The organism is Streptomyces sp. HB132 (assembly GCF_016909575.1).
Lineage (GTDB): Bacteria > Actinomycetota > Actinomycetes > Streptomycetales > Streptomycetaceae > Streptomyces.
In genome coordinates this window covers 124802-143808 of sequence record NZ_JAFBGA010000011.1, presented here as the reverse complement: position 1 = coordinate 143808, position 19007 = coordinate 124802, and the positions used below count along the sequence as shown (strand labels likewise).

Below are 19007 nucleotides of genomic sequence, written 5' to 3'. Positions count from 1 at the left end.
TGACAAGGCGAGCTCAGGGCGACGCAGGGTTCGCAGGTTACGGACCATCCCCGTTTGCCGGACCTCACCCGAGGAGCACCGTTGAGCACTGACAACCCCGTACGCCTCACCCGCCTCAGATGGAGACGCGGCGCAGGCACAGCCACCAGGTCCAAGGCGGTCGCGGGCCTCACCGCACTGCTGCTTCCCCTCGCCGCGATGGTCGGCCTGGCCTCCCCCGCCGAGGCCGCCGCCTCGGCCACGGCCACCTACGTCAAGAAGTCCGACTGGGGCACCGGCTTCGAGGGCCAGTGGACGGTCAAGAACACCGGCACCACGGCACTCTCCTCCTGGACGATCGAGTGGGACTTCCCCTCCGGCACCGCGGTCGGCTCCGCCTGGGACGCCTCCGTCACCAGCTCCGGAACCCACTGGACCGCCAAGAACCTCGGCTGGAACGGTACGGTCGCCCCCGGCGCCAGCATCAGCTTCGGCTTCAACGGCACCGGCTCCGGCTCCCCCTCCGGCTGCAAGCTGAACGGCGCCTCCTGTGACGGCGGCAGCGTCCCCGGCGACAACCCCCCGTCCAAGCCCGGCACACCCACCGCGAGCAACGTGACGGACACCTCCGCGAAGCTCAGCTGGAGCGCCGCCACGGACGACAAGGGCATCAAGAACTACGACGTCCTGCGCGACGGCGCCAAGGTCGCGACGGTCACCACGACGACGTACACCGACAGCGGCCTGACCAAGGGCACCGACTACTCGTACACCGTGCGGGCCCGGGACACGGCCGACCAGACCGGCCCGGTCAGCACCTCGGTCGCCGTCCGCACCACCGGGACCACCGACCCCGGCCCCGGTACCGGCGACAAGATCAACCTCGGCTACTTCACCGAGTGGGGCGTCTACGGGCGCAACTACCACGTCAAGAACCTGGTGACGTCGGGTTCCGCCGCGAAGATCACGCACATCAACTACGCGTTCGGCAACGTCCAGAACGGCAAGTGCACCATCGGTGACGCCTACGCCGACTACGACAAGGCCTACACCGCGGACCAGTCGGTCGACGGTGTCGCCGACACGTGGGACCAGCCGCTTCGCGGCAACTTCAACCAGCTCCGCAAGCTCAAGGCGAAGTACCCGAACATCAAGGTCATCTGGTCGTTCGGCGGCTGGACCTGGTCCGGCGGCTTCGGTGCCGCGGCGCAGAACCCCGCCGCGTTCGCCCAGTCCTGCTACGACCTGGTCGAGGACCCCCGCTGGGCCGATGTCTTCGACGGCATCGACATCGACTGGGAGTACCCGAACGCCTGCGGTCTCACCTGTGACACCAGCGGCCCCGCCGCGCTGAAGAACCTCTCCTCTGCGCTGCGCACCAAGTTCGGGACGAACAACCTGGTCACGGCCGCGATCACCGCGGACGGCACCGACGGCGGCAAGATCGACGCGGCCGACTACGCGGGCGCCTCGGCGTACTTCGACTGGTACAACGTGATGACGTACGACTTCTTCGGCGCCTGGGACGCCAAGGGTCCGACGGCCCCGCACTCCCCGCTGACCTCCTACAGCGGCGTACCGAAGGAGGGCTTCAACTCCGCCGCGGCCATCGCCAAGCTGAAGGCCAAGGGCGTCCCGGCGAAGAAGCTGCTGCTCGGCATCGGCTTCTACGGGCGCGGCTGGACAGGCGTCACCCAGGCGGCACCGGGCGGCACGGCGACCGGGGCGGCCCCGGGGACGTACGAGGCGGGCATCGAGGACTACAAGGTCCTCAAGAACAGCTGCCCGGCCACCGGCACGGTCGCCGGCACCGCGTACGCCCACTGCGGCACCAACTGGTGGAGCTACGACACCCCGGCGACGATCAAGTCCAAGATGGCCTGGGCGAACGGCCAGGGGCTGGGCGGGGCGTTCTTCTGGGAGTTCAGCGGCGACACCGCGAACGGTGAGCTCGTGAGCGCGATGGACAGCGGCCTCAACTAACGCCACGAGGCAGTCACACCCCCCGCGAAAAGCGCCGGGGAGACAGGTCCGCCCCCTGTCTCCCCGGTTTTCGCCTGCTCAGCGGGCCTCTCTCAGGCCACGTTCACCCTCCCCCGGGCTCCGTCCGGGGGCCCCCAACCAGCGAGACACCTTTGATCAAGCGACATTGACCCTCCCCCAGACTCCGTCCGGGGGGACCCCCAACCAGCGAGACACCTTTGATCAGGCGACATTGACTCGCTGGCCGGGCGGTGCCGCCTCCAGCCACGCGAGGAAACCGGTCAGGGCGTCCTCACTCATCGCCAGCTCCAGGCGCGTCCCCCGGTGGAGACAGCCGAGCACGACGGAGTCGGACAGGAGCGCCAGTTCCTCCTCGCCCTCGGGCAGCCGGCGGGCGACGACCTCGATGGCGGAGCGCTCCAGGCCGCGACGGGGACGGGGCGAGTACGAGAAGACCCGGAACCAGTCGACGCGGTCACCGCTGTAGCGGGCGACCCCGTACACCCAGCCCTTGCCGGAAGGATCGGGCTCCTCGGACACGTCCCAGCGCAAGCTGCAGTCGAAGGTTCCGCCGGAACGCTGGATCAGCCGCCTGCGGAGGCCGAAGACGAACAGACCCACCGCGACCAGTACGACGACCAGACCGCCCACCCACAAAGCGAGGACCATCTCCACCGACCTCCTCGCATCGTCGAGTAACGGATACCGAACCGAGCCGAACCGGACTGCACCTGCATCGCCTCAGCCGCGACACGGTCTGGATCTCTCCAGCTCGGGCCGCGGCTGAGTCAAAAACTCCTCGTGGGGACGCTCAGTGCGCCGCCACCGCACGCAGTCGCACGTCCGCGCGGCGCTCCGCACCGGCGTCCGTGTCGGACTTCGCACGCTCCAGCGCGCGCTCGGCACGCTGGACGTCGATCTCGTCGGCAAGCTCGGCGATCTCAGCGAGCAGCGAGAGCTTGTTGTCCGCGAACGAGATGAAACCGCCGTGCACAGCGGCGACAACCGTCCCGCCGTCGCTCGTACGGATCGTCACGGGGCCCGATTCCAGCACACCCAGAAGCGGCTGGTGACCGGGCATGACGCCGATGTCGCCGGACGTGGTACGTGCGACAACGAGGGTGGCCTCGCCGGACCAGACACTGCGGTCCGCGGCGACCAGCTCGACATGCAGCTCAGCAGCCAAGGGTGGCTCCTCGGGTCACCACCCGGCGGTCGTGCCGGGTGTCGGTTCAATTCTACGGGGCGTGGTGAGGGGGGCGGGACACACCCACCCCCCTCGGTGAGCCGGAGGCTCAGGAGACGCCGAGCTCCTTGGCGTTGGCCTTGAGGTCCTCGATGCCACCGCACATGAAGAACGCCTGCTCGGGGAAGTGGTCGTACTCCCCGTCACAGATCGCGTTGAACGCGGCGATCGACTCGTCGAGCGGAACGTCCGAACCGTCCAGGCCGGTGAACTGCTTGGCGGCGTGGGTGTTCTGCGACAGGAAGCGCTCGACGCGACGGGCACGGTGGACAACGAGCTTGTCCTCCTCGCCCAGCTCGTCGATACCGAGGATCGCGATGATGTCCTGGAGGTCCTTGTACTTCTGCAGGATCCCCTTGACACGGCTGGCCGTGTCGTAGTGGTCCTGCGCGATGTAGCGCGGGTCCAGGATGCGGGACGTGGAGTCCAGCGGGTCCACGGCCGGGTAGATGCCCTTCTCCGAGATCGGACGGGAGAGAACCGTCGTCGCGTCGAGGTGGGCGAACGTGGTGGCCGGGGCCGGGTCGGTCAGGTCGTCCGCGGGGACGTAGATCGCCTGCATCGAGGTGATCGAGTGACCACGCGTCGAGGTGATGCGCTCCTGGAGCACACCCATCTCGTCGGCCAGGGTCGGCTGGTAACCCACTGCGGACGGCATGCGGCCGAGCAGCGTGGAGACCTCGGAACCGGCCTGCGTGAAGCGGAAGATGTTGTCGATGAAGAGCAGCACGTCCTGCTTCTGCACATCGCGGAAGTACTCCGCCATGGTCAGGGCGGACAGCGCGACCCGCAGACGGGTGCCCGGCGGCTCGTCCATCTGGCCGAAGACCAGCGCGGTCTTCTCCAGGACGCCCGAGTCGGTCATCTCGTCGATGAGGTCGTTGCCCTCACGGGTGCGCTCGCCGACACCGGCGAACACCGACACACCGTCGTGCAGCTTCGCCACACGCATGATCATTTCCTGGATGAGGACCGTCTTGCCGACGCCCGCACCACCGAACAGACCGATCTTGCCGCCCTTGACGTACGGGGTCAGCAGGTCGACGACCTTCAGGCCGGTCTCGAACATCTCGGTCTTGGACTCGAGCTGGTCGAAGGCCGGGGCCTTGCGGTGGATCGGCCAGCGCTCGGTGATCTGCGCCTCGGCCTCCGGCTCGTTCAGGATCTGACCGAGGGTGTTGAACACCTTGCCCTTGGTGATGTCACCGACCGGGACGGTGATGCCCGTACCCGTGTCGGTCACCGGGGCCTGGCGGACCACGCCGTCGGTGGGCTGCATCGAGATCGCGCGGACCATGCCGTCGCCCAGGTGCTGGGCGACTTCGAGGGTCAGCGTCTTACGAGCGCCGGCCTCGGCCGGGTCGTCGACCTCGATGTGCAGGGCGTTGTAGATCTCCGGCATCGCGTCGACGGGGAACTCCACGTCGACGACCGGGCCGATGACCCGGGCGACGCGGCCCGTGGCAGCGGCCGTCTCAACTGTCGTCGTCATTACTTGTCACTCCCCGCGGACGCGTCGGCCAGCGCACCTGCACCGCCGACGATCTCGCTGATTTCCTGGGTGATTTCGGCCTGGCGGGCCGCGTTGGCAAGCCGGGAGAGGCTCTTGATCAGATCCCCGGCGTTGTCGGTCGCCGACTTCATCGCACGACGGCGGGCGGCGTGCTCGGAAGCGGCGGCCTGCAGCAGTGCGTTGTAGATACGGCTCTCGACGTAGCGCGGCAGAAGGGCGTCGAGGACGTCCTCCGCCGACGGCTCGAAGTCGAACAGCGGAAGGATCTCGCCCTTCTCGGTGCTCTCCTCCGTGACCTCGTCGAGCGACAGCGGCAGCATCCGGCCGTCGACCGCGTTCTGCGTCATCATCGACACGAACTCCGTGAAGACGATGTGCAGTTCGTCGACGCCGCCCTCGGCCGTGTCCTTCTGGATGGACGCGATGAGGGGCTCGGCGATCTTCTTGGCGTCCGAGTACTCGGGGCTGTCGGTGAAGCCGGTCCACGACTCCGCGACCTTGCGCTCGCGGAAGCCGTAGTACGCGACACCCTTGCGGCCGACGATGTACGTGTCGACCTCCTTGCCCTCGGCTGCCAGCCGCTCCCTCAGCCGCTCCGCCGCCTTGATGGCGTTGGAGGAGTAGCCGCCGGCCAGACCGCGGTCGCTCGTGAGGAGCAGGACCGCGGCCCGGGCCGGGGACTCGGCCTCGGTGGTGAGCGGATGGTTGGTGTTCGAGCCGGTCGCCACCGCGGTCACCGCACGGGTGAGCTCGGTCGCGTACGGCATCGACGCCGACACCTTGCGCTGCGCCTTGACGATGCGCGAGGCGGCGATCATCTCCATCGCCTTGGTGATCTTCTTGGTCGCGGTGACGGCTTGGATGCGGCGCTTGTAAACGCGAAGCTGAGCGCCCATCGATCAGCCCTCGCCCAGGAGCTTGCCGTCCGAGGTCTCGAACTGCTGCTTGAAGGTGGCGATCGCGTCGGCGATCGACTGCAGCGTGTCGTCGGACATCTTCGCACCTTCGGCGATGCTGGTCAGGAGGTCCTTGCGCTCACGGCGCAGGTACTCCAGCAGCTCGGTCTCGAAGCGGCGGATGTCCTCGACCGGGACGTCGTCCATCTTGCCGGTGGTGCCGGCCCAGACGGAGACGACCTGCTCCTCGACGGGGAACGGGGCGTACTGCGGCTGCTTCAGCAGCTCGACCATGCGCTTACCGCGCTCCAGCGACGCCTTGGAGGCCGCGTCCAGGTCGGAACCGAAGGCGGCGAACGCCTCCAGCTCGCGGTACTGGGCGAGGTCCACACGGAGGCGGCCGGACACCTGGCGCATGGCCTTGTGCTGGGCGGAACCACCGACTCGGGAGACCGAGATACCGACGTTGAGCGCCGGACGCTGACCCGCGTTGAACAGGTCGGACTCCAGGAAGCACTGGCCGTCGGTGATGGAGATGACGTTGGTCGGGATGAACGCCGACACGTCGTTCGCCTTGGTCTCGACGATCGGGAGACCCGTCATCGAACCCGCGCCCATGTCGTCGGAGAGCTTGGCGCAGCGCTCCAGCAGACGCGAGTGCAGGTAGAAGACGTCGCCCGGGTAGGCCTCGCGGCCCGGCGGACGGCGCAGCAGAAGCGACACGGCGCGGTAGGCGTCGGCCTGCTTCGAGAGGTCGTCGAAGATGATGAGGACGTGCTTGCCGTCGTACATCCAGTGCTGGCCGATGGCCGAACCGGTGTACGGCGCCAGGTACTTGAAGCCGGCCGGGTCGGACGCCGGGGCGGCGACGATGGTCGTGTACTCGAGCGCACCGGCCTCTTCGAGGGCACCGCGCACGGAGGCGATGGTGGAGCCCTTCTGACCGATGGCGACGTAGATGCAGCGCACCTGCTTGTTCACGTCGCCCGAGCGCCAGTTGTCGCGCTGGTTGATGATCGTGTCGACGGCCAGAGCGGTCTTACCCGTCTGACGGTCGCCGATGATCAGCTGACGCTGGCCGCGGCCGATCGGCACCATGGCGTCGACGGCCTTGTAGCCGGTCTGCATCGGCTCGTGCACCGACTTGCGGACCATGACGCCAGGGGCCTGCAGCTCGAGGGCGCGACGGCCTTCGGTCGCGATCTCGCCGAGACCGTCGATCGGGTTGCCGAGCGGGTCGACGACGCGGCCGAGGTAGCCCTCGCCGACGCCGACGGAGAGCACCTCACCGGTGCGCTGCACCGGCTGGCCCTCCTCGATTCCGCTGAACTCGCCGAGGACGATCGCACCGATCTCGCGCTCCTCGAGGTTGAGGGCGAGACCGAGGGTTCCGTCCTCGAACTTCAGCAGCTCGTTCGCCATGGCGGAGGGCAGACCCTCCACCTTCGCGATGCCGTCGCCGGCAACGCTGACCGTTCCGACCTCCTCGCGCGAGGCCGCGTCCGGCTGGTACGACTGGACAAAGTTATCCAGTGCGTCCCGGATCTCCTCCGGCCGGATCGTGAGCTCCGCCATCTGGGTTCCCTGCTCTCCTTGTTGGGCCCGAAGTTTCTTAAGGGGGTCTGGGGGCGACCCCCAGGAATCTTCTGCAATTTCTGCACGGCCCAACCGGGCCGCTGTTCTTGCTCGTTCAGTTGGTGCGGTGTGGGCGCTGCGCGCTGTCAGCCGGCCATCCTGCGGGTGACCTCTTCGAGGCGCTCCGCGATCGTGCCGTTGATGACCTCGTCACCGACGCGCACCGAGATCCCGCCGAGGACCTCGGGGTCCACGTCCAGGTTCAGGTGCATCTGACGGCCGTAGATCTTCGCCAGCGCGGCGCCGAGGCGCTGCTTCTGGTGGTCGGACAGCGGCACCGCCGAGGTGACGACGGCGACCATGCGGTCCCGGCGCTCCGCGGCGAGCCTGGACAGGGAGTCGAGTCCCGCCTCCAGGCTACGTCCTCGGGGCTGCGTCACGAGGCGCGTGATCACGCGCTCGGTGACCGGCTGGGTCTTGCCGCCGAGCAGGCCGCGGAGCAGCCCGCTCTTGGCCGGGGCAGGAGCCGCCTTGTCGGTGAGGGCCGAGCGCAGTGCCACGTCGGAGCCGACGATCCGGCCGAACCGGAACAGCTCGTCCTCGACGTCGTCGAGCGCACCCGCGCGCTGGGCCGCGGTGAGGTCTGCGGTGTTCGCCAGTTCCTCGACCGAGTCGACCAGGTCACGCGACTGCGACCAGCGGGACCGCACCATGCCGGAGACCAGGTCCACGGCTTCGCCGCCCACCTGCCCCCTCAGCAGTCGTCCGGCCAGCTCGGCCTTGGCCTCGCCGCCCTGCGACGGGTCGGTGAGGACCCGGCGCAGCGACACCTCGCGGTGGAGCAGCGCGGTGACGGCTGCCAGCTCCTCGGCGAGCTTCGCCGCGTCGACCGACGTGGAGTCGGTCAGTGCGTCGAGACGCTCGCGTGCGGAGGCCAGCGCCTCGCGGCTCGCTCCGTTCATCGGACGGCCTCGGCCTTCGCCTCGAGCTCGTCGAGGAACCGGTCGACGGTGCCGCTCTGTCGTGCGTGGTCCTCGAGGGACTCACCGACGAGCTTGCCGGCCAGGGCGGTGGCGAGACTGCCCACGTCCTGACGCAGCGCGGACGCCGCGGCCTTGCGGTCGGCCTCGATCTGGGTGTGGCCGGCGGCGATGATCTCCTCGCGCTGCCGCTGACCTTCCGCCCTCATCTCCTGGATGATGACGGCACCCTGCTCCTGCGCCTCCTGGCGCAGACGAGCGGCCTCGTGGCGGGCCTCGGCGAGCTGAGCCTTGTACTGCTCAAGAACGCTCTGGGCCTCGGTCTGGGCCGCGTCGGCCTTCTCGATACCGCCTTCGATGGCCTCGCGGCGCTCTTCCAGAACCTTGTTGATGTTCGGGAGGAGCTTCTTGGCGAGGAAACCGAAGACGATGGCGAAGGCGATGAGGCCGATGACGATCTCAGGTACCGCCGGGAGCAGCGGGTTCTGGATCTCTCCCTCGGACGCCAGCTGTAGGGCGTTCACATCAATGCCTTTCGTCGCTTCGGGCTGGAAATGCCGCGACTAGAACGGGTAGACGAAGGGCATGACGAGACCGATCAGGGCCAGCGCCTCACAGAGCACGAAGCCGAGGATCTGGTTCGAGCGGATCAGGCCGGCAGCCTCGGGCTGACGGGCCAGAGCCTGGGTGCCGTTACCGAAGATGATGCCGACGCCGACGCCGGGGCCGATCGCGGCGAGGCCGTAGCCGATGGAACCGAGGTTGCCCGAGATGTTGACGGCGGCGAGGGTCTCAAGAGCGGACATGCCGTTTCTTCCTTCTCTTTCAGAACCGGTGGGGGTTGGCCACCGGACGACTATCGGGGGTGGAGCTGGGCTGCGTCAGTGGTGCTCGGCGAGAGCGCCCTGAATGTAGTTGCAGGCCAGAAGGACGAACACGTAGGCCTGCAGCGCCTGGATGAACAGTTCGAAGGCGGTCATCAGGATGACCATCACGAAGGAGACACCGGCGTAGGCGATGCCGATGCCGTTCAGCAGGTACCAACTGGCGATCGTGAAGATCAGCAGCAGCACGTGACCGGCGAACATGTTGGCGAAGAGTCGCACGGCGTGGGTGAACGGCCGGATCAGCAGGTTCGACATGACCTCGATGACCATGACGAAGGGCAGAGCCGGACCGATCGACGGGTCGTAGCCGGAGATGTTCTTCCAGCCACCGACGAAGCCGTGCCGCTTGAAGGTCAGGCTGACCCAGAGGACATACACGATCGCGGCCAGCGCCACCGGGAACCCGATGACCGAGACCACCGGGAACTGGGCGAGGGGAATGATCGCCCAGAGGTTCATGATCCAGATGAAGAAGAACAGCGAGACCATGAGGGGCACGTACTTCTTGCCCTCGCGCTTGCCGAGCGACTCGTACACCACACCGGTGCGGATGAAGTCGTAACCCGCCTCCGCGACCATCTGGAGCTTTCCGGGCACCAGCTTCGGCTTGTTGAAAGCCGCCCAGAAGAAGCCGACGACGACAACGGTGCTAAGGACCGCCAGCAGCATCGGTTTGTTGATCTCGAAGCCGCCGACGGTGGCCATCGGCTCGAAAACAAAGGAGTGCAGGCCAGGAGCCGGGAAGCCGCATCCGTCGAAGATGTGGCAGTCGGTCTCGAAGGCGAGCACCGTCGTCGGGTCAGCACTCACCGCGGGCTCCTTCAGCGTGGCGCATAGGTACGGCAACCTCGTTGTGTCGGCGCGGCAAGCAGCCGCTGGTCGGCACTGGACTGGTGTTACGGATGGGGGGCGGCTCAGGCATTACGCCTCGCGATGGAGCAGGCGCCGAATTTGATGCCCGCGCCCGCAGTGCCGCAGTTGGCACCGGACGATAGCAGGGTCTCGAACGCGCGCTTATCCCGGCCCTACCCCTCACGTCGAAGACCCCATGTTCTCGGGCGTCTTGCCCGCGGACGAGTCCGGCTCGACGTAAAGGATCTTGGTCTTCATGTGGACGCGGATCTGCGCCGCGACCCAGACGAGGGTGGCAACCATCACCGCGGCCGCGAAGGCCCTGGGATTGAACAGCGTGGTGTTCTTGAACGCGGCCACGAAGACGAAGAGCAGCAGCAGTTCGGTCGTGTACAGCAACAACCCCATGGACTGGAACAGGTGCGGCATCGACCTGGCCGTGCGCTGCAGGACGCCGAGTCCGATCCCCATGAAGAGGATCACCACCAGCGTTCCGGCCGCCGCTCCGATCGCCCCCTTGCCGCCGGCGAGCGCAGCACTGACGGCGACGGTGACGACACCGGCGGCGGCAGTGGGCACGGCGGTGTGGAGGAGAGTCCGGACGTCGTTGGACGGCATGGCGGTTACTCCGCTTTGCAGGGGGTGGTCAGTGGTCGTCAGGGACGAGCGTAGGCCCGGTCCGAGTCGATACTTCGGGCCGGAGGACCGTGCTACTCAGGTCCTTCGGCCTCCTCACCGGGCTTCGTGAACGGTATCACAAACTATTTGATGAGGTCTTTACTCAGAAAGTGTGCCAGCTGTCACACATGAGGGTTAGTCCGCGCGTGTGTGCAGAACATCACGACGGATTGTCTGCTATAGGAGCATCTGCGTCGGGGCCGCTAACGCGGTGAGTCGGCGCGGTCCCGATCCGTGAAGCGCGAACGGGGGCCGACCGCTGTCGCCCCGTTGACGCCGGAGACACCCACGGACACCGAGGCCCGTTCGGACTCCGGAGAGGCCATCTGCGAGCCCGTGTGGCCGTGTTGGCCGTGCGGGGCGTCCTCGCCCTCCGCCGCGCCGCCGACGGCGTCCTCGCGCCGACGGCGCCGGTAGCGCGGCGGCACGAAGGACTCCGCCCAGTGCGGGGCGCGCGGGGTGAAGCGCGGCATCAGCAGCAGGACGAGACCCACCGCGCTGAGCCCCACGATCACCAGCACGATCCAGAGCGAGGCGGAGTGCACGGAGTAACCGACCGCGCCGAACGCGATCAGCGCGGACCAGAAGTACATGATCAGCACGGACCTGCTGTGCGAGTGCCCGATCTCCAGCAGCCGGTGGTGCAGGTGCCCGCGGTCGGCCGCGAACGGCGACTGGCCGTTCCAGGTGCGCCGCACGATCGCGAGGATCAGGTCGGCGGCCGGAATGGCGATGATCGTCAGCGGGAGCAGCAGCGGGATGAAGACCGGCAGCATCGCGTGGGTCGCCTGCCGCTCGCTGCCCTCGAACAGCTTCATGGCGTCCGGGTCGACCTGGCCGGTGACAGAGATCGCACCGGCGGCCAGCACGAGGCCGATCAGCATGGACCCTGAGTCACCCATGAAGATCCGGGCCGGGTGCATGTTGTGCGGCAGGAAGCCGAGGCACATCCCCATCAGGATCGCGGCGAAGAGCGTCGCGGGGGCGGCCGCCTCGATCCCGTACCCGTACCAGAGCCGGTAGGTGTAGAGGAAGAACGCCGCGGACGCGATGCAGACCATGCCGGCCGCCAGGCCGTCCAGGCCGTCGACGAAGTTCACCGCGTTGATCGTGATCACGACCAGCGCGACCGTGAGCAGCGTGCCCTGCCACTGGGTGAGGGCGACGGTACCCAGGCCCGGGATGGGCAGCCACAGGATCGTCAGACCCTGGATGACCATGACGGCGGCGGCGATCATCTGCCCGCCGAGCTTGATCAGGGCGTCGAGCTCGAACTTGTCGTCCAGGACGCCGATCAGCCAGATCAGGGCGGCGCCGGAGAGCAGGGCTCTGGGTTCGTCGGAGAGCTCGAACACGCTGTTCAGGTTGAAGAGGTGGTCCGCGGTGATCAGTCCCGCACACAGTCCGCCGAACATGGCGATGCCACCGAGCCGAGGTGTCGGTTCCCGGTGTACGTCGCGCGCACGGATCGCGGGCATCGCCCCGATCGCGATGGCGAACTTCCGCACCGGCCCGGTCAGCAGATAGGTAACCGCTGTCGTGACACAGAGCGTCAGCAGGTAATCACGCACGGGCTGCCCCACAGAATTCGCCGGCCATCTCAGCCCCACACCCTAGTCTCCATAGCAAGGACACCGAGCCACGGGTGTTGGTTGCACATAGCTCATCCACTCCGCCTACCCGGGATACGGCGGATTGCGCTCGGCCAGTCCACGCACCTCGGCCCGCAGCCGGCCGGCGTCGCCCTCCTCCCGTACGGCCGCGCCGAACAGCGCGGCGATCCGCGCCATGTCGTCCTCGTCCATGCCCTGGGTGGTGACGGCCGCGGTGCCGAGCCGGATCCCGCGCGCGTCGCCGTACGGCAGGGCGCAGGTGTCCAGGACCATCCCGGCGGCCATGAGCCGGTTGCGGGCGACGCGGCCGTCGACGCCCAGCGGGGCGGGGTCCGCGACGACGATGTGGGTGTCCGTACCGCCCGTGGTGACCTCGAAGCCCTCGGACTCGAGGGCGGCCGCCAGGACCCGGGCATGTGCGACGACCCGGTGGGCGTAGACCGCGTACCCGGGGGTCGCCGCCTCGCCGAACGCGACGGCCTTCGCCGCGACGGTGTGCATCTGGGCGCCGCCCTGGGTGAACGGGAACACCGCGCGGTCGATGCGCTCCGAGAACTCGACGCCGCACAGGATCATGCCGCCGCGCGGTCCGCGCAGCACCTTGTGCGTGGTGGCGCACACCACGTCCGCGTACGGGACCGGGCTGGGCGCCGCTCCCCCGGCGATCAGCCCCATCGGGTGGGCGGCGTCCGCGATCAGATAGGCGCCGGCCTCGTCGGCGATGTCCCTGAACTGCTCGTAGTCGGGGTGCCGCGGGTACGAGATCGAGCCGCAGACGATCGCCTTGGGGCGCCTGGCCCGGGCCAGGGCGCGCACCTGGGCGTAGTCGATGAGCCCGCTGTCGGGATCGACTCCGTAGCCGACGAACTCGAACCAGCGTCCGGAGAAGTTCCCGGGGGCTCCGTGGGTGAGGTGCCCGCCGTACGGGAGTCCCATGGCCAGCACCGTGTCGCCGGGCCGCAGCAGCGCGGCGTACGCGGCGAGGACGGCGGAGGACCCGGAGTGCGGCTGGACGTTGGCGTGCTCGGCGCCGAACAGGGACGTGGCACGCCGGACGGCGGCGCGCTCCACGGCGTCGGCCTGCTCGCAGCCGCCGTGGTGCCGTGCACCGGGGTAGCCCTCCGCGTACTTGTTGGCGAGCGGGGAGCCCAGGGCGGCGAGGACCGCGGGCGAGGTGAAGTTCTCGGCGGCGATGAGCTGGAGGGTGCTCGACTGACGGCCGGCCTCGGCGAGCAGGATGCCGCCGATCTCCGGGTCCTGGCGGAGCAGGGCGCCGAAGTCCTGCGGCACGGCGGTGTCGGACGGGGAGGACGGTGGCGCGGCCGCGCGTGCGGCTGGAGTGGTGACCGGCATCGAGGGCTCCGGGCCTGGAGGAGGGGGGTGCGTGGCGTCAGATCCAATGTAGGCCCGTCCCCGGGTGCCTGCCCGCTGCCGGACGCGCCCCTACGCCGGTCGGCGCACCACGGTGCGGCGCCCTGGGCCGGCGGTGGCTCAGCGGGGGGCGCGCACCCCGGTGAGCGCGGTCATGACCGGGTCGAGCGCCTGACTGATCTCGTCACCGACCGAGCGGAAGAAGGTGATCGGGGCGCCGTACGGGTCGTAGACCTCGTCCGCCTCGGCGGTGGGGGCCAGCAGCCAGCCGCGCAGGGCCGCCGCGGCGCGCACCAGCGCGCGGGCGCGCTCGACGACACCCTCCTCGCGCGCGTCCGGGAGGGTCGCGGGGTCTATGGCCCGCACCAGCCGGGTGAACTCCTTCAGCGTGAAGGTCCGCAGGCCCGCCGAGTGGCCCATGGAGATCACCTGGGCGCGGTGGTCCCGGGTGGCGGTGAGCACGAGGTCGGCGCGGATCACGTGCTCGTCGAGGAGTTCGCGGCCGACGAAACCCGTGGCATCGGCCCCGAAGTCGGCGAGGACGACCTCCGCGTTGGCCTCCATGGGCGCGCCCTCGTGCCCCCAGGTCCCCGCGCTCTCCACGATGAGGCCGCCGCTCAGCGGATCGCCGAGGCGGTCCACGAGGGCGTGGCGGGTCAGCCGCTCGGTGATGGGCGAGCGGCAGACGTTGCCGGTGCTGACGTGGAGGATGCGGAAAGTGTCGTGCCGCCCCGCTATGCCACGCCCCTCAGGGGCGGTCAATTGGCCACCTCGAGGTCGGGTACCACCTTGCGGAGCTCCTCGACCGTGAGGGCGCCGGCCCGCAGGAGTACCGGGATCCTGCCGGTGACGTCGACGATCGAGGACGGCACGATGCCGGGGGTCGGGCCCCCGTCGAGGTAGACGGAGACGCTGTCGCCGAGCATCTCCTGGGCGGCGTCGCAGTCCTCGGGAGAGGGGTGTCCGGTGAGGTTGGCGCTGGAGACGGCCATCGGGCCGACCTCCGTGAGGAGTTCGATGGCGACGGGGTGCAGGGGCATCCGGACGGCGACGGTGCCACGGGTGTCGCCGAGGTCCCACTGCAGCGACGGCTGGTGCTTGGCGACGAGCGTGAGGGCCCCGGGCCAGAACGCGTCGACGAGCTCCCAGGCCTGCTCGGAGAAGTCGGTGACCAGGCCGTGCAGGGTGTTCGGGGAGCCGATCAGGACAGGGGTCGGCATGTTGCGGCCGCGGCCCTTGGCGTCGAGGAGGTCGGCGACGCCCTCCGAACTGAAGGCGTCCGCACCGATCCCGTACACGGTGTCGGTGGGCAGCACGACCAGTTCGCCGCGGCGGACGGCGGACGCGGCCTCACGCAGGCCGGTCGTACGGTCGGTCGCGTCGTTGCAGTCGTATCGCCGTGCCATCAGCCGGCCTCCTCGGACATGTACGGGTAGGGATCGTGCGGTGCCGGTGTCCCGGTGGTCACGGCATGGCCTTGCGGGCCGTCGCGAACCGGGGCCGCCTGTTCAGGTCGGGGTGGTCGGCCGCGTCCGCCCATCCCCGCTCCTCGGTGAAGATCCACGGAACCTGGCCGCCCTGGGTGTCGGCGTGCTCGATGACGACGAGCCCGCCGGGACGGAGCAGACGGTGCGCGGTGCGTTCTATGCCGCGGATGGTGTCGAGGCCGTCCTCGCCGGAGAAGAGGGCCATCTGCGGGTCGTGGTCGCGGGCCTCGGGCGCCACGTACTCCCACTCCGTGAGCGGGATGTAGGGCGGGTTGGAGATGACCAGGTCGACCTGGCCGTCGAGCTCGGGAAGTGCGCTCAGGGCGTCGCCGCGGTGGACGGTGACCCTGGACCCCTCTGCGTTCTTCCGGGTCCACCTCAGGGCGTCCTCGGACAGCTCCACGGCGTGCACGCGTGAGCGCGGCACCTCCTGCGCCATGGCGAGCGCGATCGCGCCCGACCCGGTGCAGAGGTCGACGATCAGCGGTTCGACCACGTCCATCGCACGTACGGCGTCTATCGCCCAGCCGACGACCGACTCGGTCTCCGGGCGCGGCACGAAGACACCGGGGCCCACCTGGAGTTCCAGGTAGCGGAAGAAGGCCCGGCCGGTGATGTGCTGGAGCGGTTCGCGGGCCTCGCGGCGGGCGATCGTCTCCCAGTAGCGGGCGTCGAAGTCGGCGTCCGGCACGTGGTGCAGCTCGCCCCGCTTGACCCCGTGCACGAACGCGGCGAGTTCCTCGGCGTCGAATCGCGGTGAGGGGACACCGGCGTCGGCCAGCCGCTGGGTGGCCTGGGCCACCTCGGCGAGCAGCAGGTTCATCGCGGTTCTCCGTACGGGTTCACGGGCGGGGCGGGTCGGGTCCTACGCGTCTTATGCGGCGGCGAGCTTGGCGGCGGAGTCGGCGTCCACGCAGGCCTGGATGACGGCGTCGAGGTCACCGTCGAGCACCTGGTCCAAGTTGTACGCCTTGAAGCCGACGCGGTGGTCCGAGATGCGGTTCTCCGGGAAGTTGTACGTCCGGATCTTCTCGGAGCGGTCCACGGTGCGCACCTGGCTGCGGCGTACGTCGGAGGCCTCCTGCTCGGCCGCTTCCTGGGCGGCTGCGAGCAGCCGGGACCGCAGGATACGCATGGCCTGCTCCTTGTTCTGGAGCTGGCTCTTCTCGTTCTGGCAGGAGGCGACGACACCCGTCGGAAGGTGCGTGATGCGGACGGCGGAGTCCGTGGTGTTGACGGACTGGCCGCCGGGGCCCGAGGAGCGGTAGACGTCGATGCGCAGGTCGTTGGCGTGGATCTCGACGTCGACCTCCTCCGCCTCGGGTGTGACGAGCACACCGGCGGCGGAGGTGTGGATGCGGCCCTGCGACTCGGTGGAGGGCACGCGCTGCACGCGGTGCACACCGCCCTCGTACTTCATGCGGGCCCAGACGCCCTGGCCGGGCTCGGTGGCGCCGTTGCCGCCCTTGGTCTTCACGGCGACCTGGACGTCCTTGTAGCCGCCGAGCTCGGACTCGGTGGAGTCGATGATCTCGGTCTTCCAGCCCACGCGCTCGGCGTAGCGCAGGTACATGCGCAGCAGATCGCCGGCGAAGAGGGCGGACTCGTCGCCGCCCGCGCCCGCCTTGATCTCGAGGAGCACGTCCTTGTCGTCACTGGGGTCGCGCGGGACCAGGAGGAGCCGGAGCTTCTCGGTGATCTCCTCGCGCTGCTTCTCCAGGACCTTCACCTCGGCCGCGAAGTCCGGGTCGTCGGCGGCGAACTCGCGGGCGGTCCCGATGTCGTCACCGGTCCGCTTCCAGGACCGGTAGGTGGAGACGATCGGGGTCAGCTCCGCGTAGCGCTTGTTGAGCTTGCGCGCGTTGGCCTGGTCGGCGTGGACCGACGGGTCGGCGAGCTTCTTCTCGAGATCGGCGTGTTCACCGATCAGTTCCTCGACCGCCTCGAACATCTTCGGGCTCCTGGTTTCTGCGTCATACGTCTGCGGGCCTGCTGGACGGTGTGCTGCCTGTACCGCGCCACGGGGGCGCACCCGGCCGCACAGCCGGAAAAACGCCGGTCCCGGCGCCCCGTGGAGGGCGTCGGGAACCGGCGCAGTGGCTCGCTACTTGCTGGCGGAGCCGGCGGCCTTGCCGAAGCGGGCCTCGAAGCGGGCCACGCGGCCGCCGGTGTCGAGGATCTTCTGCTTGCCCGTGTAGAACGGGTGGCACTCGGAGCAGACGTCGGCGCGGATGGCGCCGCTGTCGAGGGTGCTCCGGGTGGTGAACGACGCACCACAGGTGCAGCTGACCTGCGTCTCGACGTACTGGGGGTGAATCTCGCGCTTCAAGGTGTCTCCTAGGTTCGGGAGGGCACCGGGTCGTTCGCGCGGATTGCGCGTCCGTGAACCGGGGCCGACGTACCAGTCTGCCAGGACCGGCCGTATCTCCCAAAACGAGGACCCGGCCGTGTGTATTCCCGTGCGTACGGGGAACGTTCCGCGACCGTTCCGTGACGGAAGGTTCGCGGAAGGTGCCCTCAGCGGACGACGTCTCCGGCCCCGCCCTTGTCGCCCGCGGACTTCGCCGTGGCGGACCTCGGTATCGGCCTGTCCTGCTTGAGCGCCGCCCAGACCTGCCCGTCGGCCTTCTCCTGGGGCAGCACCCGGTTCGGGTCCTCGGGGTCGTACTCCACGGGCAGGGTGACCATGTCGACGTTCTTCGAGCCGAGGCCCTTGAGCCCGTTCGCGAAGCCGGTGAGCTTGTTGACGGAGGCCAGTTCGGAGTCGGTCGTGACGGTCTTGGTCGCGGTGTCCGCGAGCCCGAAGAGGGTCTTCGGGTCCGAGAACACACCGACGCTCTTCGCCTGGTCCATCAGCGCCTTGACGAACGCCTGCTGGAGCTGGATGCGCCCCAGGTCACTGCCGTCGCCGACGCTGTGGCGCGTACGGACGAGGCCGAGTGACTGCTCCCCGCTCAGGGTGTGGGTCCCGGGCTTCAGCGCGAGGTGGCTGTCGGGGTCGTCGATCGCCTGCGAGGTGGTGAGCTTCACGCCGCCCAGCTCGTCGACGAGCTTCTTGAACCCGGTGAAGTCGACCTCGACGTAGTGATCCATGCGGATGCCGGACATCGACTCCACGGTCTTCACCGCGCAGGCCGGCCCGCCGACCTCGTAGGCGGAGTTGAACATCGCCTGCTGCTCCGCGCCGACCTGTTCACCGGTCGTGTCGCTCGTGCAGGCGGGGCGGTCGACGAGGGTGTCGCGCGGGACCGAGACCACGCTCGCGGAGCTGTGGCCCTCGTTGACGTGGACGATCATCGCGGTGTCCGCCCGCGCGGACCCCTGGTCGGCGCCGTACTCCGCGTTGGCGCCGGAGCGGGAGTCCGACCCCAGCACGAGGATGTCCTGCGATCCGTTGTCCACGTCGTCGGGACGCTCGGCTCCGAGAGCGGCGTCGATGTCGACGCCCTTCAGATTGCCGTTGAGCGTGAAGTAGGCGTACCCGAGTCCGGACCCTCCCACGACCACGAGGGCGGCGGCGCCCCAAAGCGCGATCCTCTTCACCCTGCGGGCCCGCGACGGCGTCCGCCGGCGGACGCCGGTGCCGCGTATTCGGCCGGTGCCTCTGCTCTGCTCGCTCATGCGCTGCCTCTTCCGCTTCTCGCTCTCACCCCCTGCCGTGGTGCACGGGCGCGGTCCGGCGTCACTCGGTGGGACGACCGGAGCAGCGAGAAGCGTTGCACAGCGGGCTGAGGCCGCCGCCGGGCGGGAGGAACGCCGCAGAGAGCGGGTGAGCCGGCTGGTAACCCGGCGCCCACCTGGTGTTTCGGGCGAACGCGTGGTGGCCGCTCCGAGGCTCGGGACGACGGCGCGTGTGGCAAAGATCGCACCGGGGGAGGTTCGTCACTCCTCGTCGTGGCGGGCACGTCCGCCACGGCCGCCTCCCCGCGTCACCGGAGCCGCGCGGC

General features: G+C 69.1%; 19 protein-coding genes. 1 reads left to right on the top strand and 18 read right to left on the bottom strand.

What is annotated here, in order from left to right:
- The first annotated feature begins 81 nt into the window (after nucleotides 1-81).
- Complete coding sequence (locus JOC24_RS23555; protein ID WP_205022366.1) at nucleotides 82-1962, top strand: glycoside hydrolase family 18 chitinase; 1881 nt, start codon at nucleotides 82-84, stop codon at nucleotides 1960-1962.
- A gap of 222 nt (nucleotides 1963-2184) precedes the next feature.
- Here JOC24_RS23555 and JOC24_RS23550 read toward each other — a convergent pair whose 3' ends face one another.
- From JOC24_RS23550 to JOC24_RS23465, 18 genes are all read right to left on the bottom strand, one after another.
- Nucleotides 2185-2631 (bottom strand): DUF2550 domain-containing protein, encoded by a 447-nt coding sequence (locus JOC24_RS23550; RefSeq protein ID WP_014154045.1) that lies wholly within the window; start codon nucleotides 2629-2631, stop codon nucleotides 2185-2187.
- 142 nt (nucleotides 2632-2773) lie between these two features.
- The gene (locus JOC24_RS23545; protein ID WP_014154046.1) at nucleotides 2774-3148 is read right to left on the bottom strand and encodes a F0F1 ATP synthase subunit epsilon; all 375 of its coding nucleotides are present in this window, start codon (nucleotides 3146-3148) and stop codon (nucleotides 2774-2776) included.
- Between the two features lie 109 nt (nucleotides 3149-3257).
- A complete protein-coding gene (gene atpD / locus JOC24_RS23540; protein ID WP_203182484.1) occupies nucleotides 3258-4700 on the bottom strand; it encodes a F0F1 ATP synthase subunit beta in 1443 nt (480 codons plus the stop codon).
- Entirely contained in the window at nucleotides 4700-5617 is a 918-nt protein-coding gene (locus JOC24_RS23535) for a F0F1 ATP synthase subunit gamma (RefSeq protein ID WP_205022365.1), read from the bottom strand. Before JOC24_RS23535 ends, atpD begins: the two co-directional genes overlap by 1 nt.
- Nucleotides 5618-5620: 3 nt before the next feature.
- Entirely contained in the window at nucleotides 5621-7192 is a 1572-nt protein-coding gene (atpA, locus tag JOC24_RS23530; RefSeq protein ID WP_205022364.1) for a F0F1 ATP synthase subunit alpha, read from the bottom strand.
- 146 nt (nucleotides 7193-7338) lie between these two features.
- Nucleotides 7339-8154 (bottom strand): F0F1 ATP synthase subunit delta, encoded by an 816-nt coding sequence (locus tag JOC24_RS23525; RefSeq protein WP_205022363.1) that lies wholly within the window; start codon nucleotides 8152-8154, stop codon nucleotides 7339-7341.
- Nucleotides 8151-8696 (bottom strand): F0F1 ATP synthase subunit B, encoded by a 546-nt coding sequence (locus JOC24_RS23520; RefSeq protein WP_205022362.1) that lies wholly within the window; start codon nucleotides 8694-8696, stop codon nucleotides 8151-8153. The genes JOC24_RS23525 and JOC24_RS23520 overlap by 4 nt, the downstream gene beginning before the upstream one ends.
- Before the next feature lie 39 nt (nucleotides 8697-8735).
- Entirely contained in the window at nucleotides 8736-8978 is a 243-nt protein-coding gene (gene atpE / locus JOC24_RS23515) for an ATP synthase F0 subunit C (protein ID WP_073727291.1), read from the bottom strand.
- Nucleotides 8979-9053: 75 nt separating this feature from the next.
- Nucleotides 9054-9869 carry a F0F1 ATP synthase subunit A gene (gene atpB / locus JOC24_RS23510; RefSeq protein WP_205022361.1) on the bottom strand — a complete coding sequence of 272 codons (816 nt, stop codon included), beginning with the start codon at nucleotides 9867-9869 and terminating at the stop codon, nucleotides 9054-9056.
- A 222-nt stretch (nucleotides 9870-10091) separates the two neighbouring features.
- Nucleotides 10092-10529 (bottom strand): hypothetical protein, encoded by a 438-nt coding sequence (locus JOC24_RS23505; protein ID WP_205022360.1) that lies wholly within the window; start codon nucleotides 10527-10529, stop codon nucleotides 10092-10094.
- A 263-nt stretch (nucleotides 10530-10792) separates the two neighbouring features.
- Nucleotides 10793-12172 carry an MraY family glycosyltransferase gene (locus tag JOC24_RS23500; RefSeq protein ID WP_205022429.1) on the bottom strand — a complete coding sequence of 460 codons (1380 nt, stop codon included), beginning with the start codon at nucleotides 12170-12172 and terminating at the stop codon, nucleotides 10793-10795.
- A gap of 93 nt (nucleotides 12173-12265) precedes the next feature.
- Nucleotides 12266-13555 (bottom strand): serine hydroxymethyltransferase, encoded by a 1290-nt coding sequence (glyA, locus tag JOC24_RS23495; protein WP_205022359.1) that lies wholly within the window; start codon nucleotides 13553-13555, stop codon nucleotides 12266-12268.
- A gap of 138 nt (nucleotides 13556-13693) precedes the next feature.
- Nucleotides 13694-14335, bottom strand: coding sequence for an arsenate reductase/protein-tyrosine-phosphatase family protein (locus JOC24_RS23490; RefSeq protein WP_205022358.1), 642 nt, complete (start codon nucleotides 14333-14335; stop codon nucleotides 13694-13696).
- A complete protein-coding gene (locus tag JOC24_RS23485) occupies nucleotides 14332-14979 on the bottom strand; it encodes an L-threonylcarbamoyladenylate synthase (protein ID WP_031091485.1) in 648 nt (215 codons plus the stop codon). The genes JOC24_RS23490 and JOC24_RS23485 overlap by 4 nt, the downstream gene beginning before the upstream one ends.
- Before the next feature lie 58 nt (nucleotides 14980-15037).
- Complete coding sequence (gene prmC / locus JOC24_RS23480) at nucleotides 15038-15883, bottom strand: peptide chain release factor N(5)-glutamine methyltransferase (protein WP_031091484.1); 846 nt, start codon at nucleotides 15881-15883, stop codon at nucleotides 15038-15040.
- 51 nt (nucleotides 15884-15934) lie between these two features.
- Nucleotides 15935-17011 (bottom strand): peptide chain release factor 1, encoded by a 1077-nt coding sequence (gene prfA / locus JOC24_RS23475; RefSeq protein WP_205022357.1) that lies wholly within the window; start codon nucleotides 17009-17011, stop codon nucleotides 15935-15937.
- A 153-nt stretch (nucleotides 17012-17164) separates the two neighbouring features.
- A complete protein-coding gene (gene rpmE, locus JOC24_RS23470; RefSeq protein ID WP_123461667.1) occupies nucleotides 17165-17389 on the bottom strand; it encodes a 50S ribosomal protein L31 in 225 nt (74 codons plus the stop codon).
- 188 nt (nucleotides 17390-17577) lie between these two features.
- Complete coding sequence (locus JOC24_RS23465) at nucleotides 17578-18681, bottom strand: LCP family protein (protein ID WP_205022356.1); 1104 nt, start codon at nucleotides 18679-18681, stop codon at nucleotides 17578-17580.
- Nucleotides 18682-19007 lie beyond the last annotated feature (326 nt).

What these genes read in the sequence shown, in the direction of transcription:
- JOC24_RS23550 (WP_014154045.1), bottom strand. Translation starts at nt 2,631, where the DNA reads ATGGTCCTCGCTTTGTGGGTGGGCGGTCTGGTCGTCGTACTGGTCGCG.
- atpD (WP_203182484.1), bottom strand. Translation starts at nt 4,700, where the DNA reads ATGACGACGACAGTTGAGACGGCCGCTGCCACGGGCCGCGTCGCCCGG.
- JOC24_RS23535 (WP_205022365.1), bottom strand. Translation starts at nt 5,617, where the DNA reads ATGGGCGCTCAGCTTCGCGTTTACAAGCGCCGCATCCAAGCCGTCACC.
- atpA (WP_205022364.1), bottom strand. Translation starts at nt 7,192, where the DNA reads ATGGCGGAGCTCACGATCCGGCCGGAGGAGATCCGGGACGCACTGGAT.
- JOC24_RS23525 (WP_205022363.1), bottom strand. Translation starts at nt 8,154, where the DNA reads ATGAACGGAGCGAGCCGCGAGGCGCTGGCCTCCGCACGCGAGCGTCTC.
- atpE (WP_073727291.1), bottom strand. Translation starts at nt 8,978, where the DNA reads ATGTCCGCTCTTGAGACCCTCGCCGCCGTCAACATCTCGGGCAACCTC.
- JOC24_RS23505 (WP_205022360.1), bottom strand. Translation starts at nt 10,529, where the DNA reads ATGCCGTCCAACGACGTCCGGACTCTCCTCCACACCGCCGTGCCCACT.
- glyA (WP_205022359.1), bottom strand. Translation starts at nt 13,555, where the DNA reads ATGCCGGTCACCACTCCAGCCGCACGCGCGGCCGCGCCACCGTCCTCC.
- JOC24_RS23485 (WP_031091485.1), bottom strand. Translation starts at nt 14,979, where the DNA reads ATGGCACGGCGATACGACTGCAACGACGCGACCGACCGTACGACCGGC.
- prmC (WP_031091484.1), bottom strand. Translation starts at nt 15,883, where the DNA reads ATGAACCTGCTGCTCGCCGAGGTGGCCCAGGCCACCCAGCGGCTGGCC.
- prfA (WP_205022357.1), bottom strand. Translation starts at nt 17,011, where the DNA reads ATGTTCGAGGCGGTCGAGGAACTGATCGGTGAACACGCCGATCTCGAG.
- JOC24_RS23465 (WP_205022356.1), bottom strand. Translation starts at nt 18,681, where the DNA reads ATGAGCGAGCAGAGCAGAGGCACCGGCCGAATACGCGGCACCGGCGTC.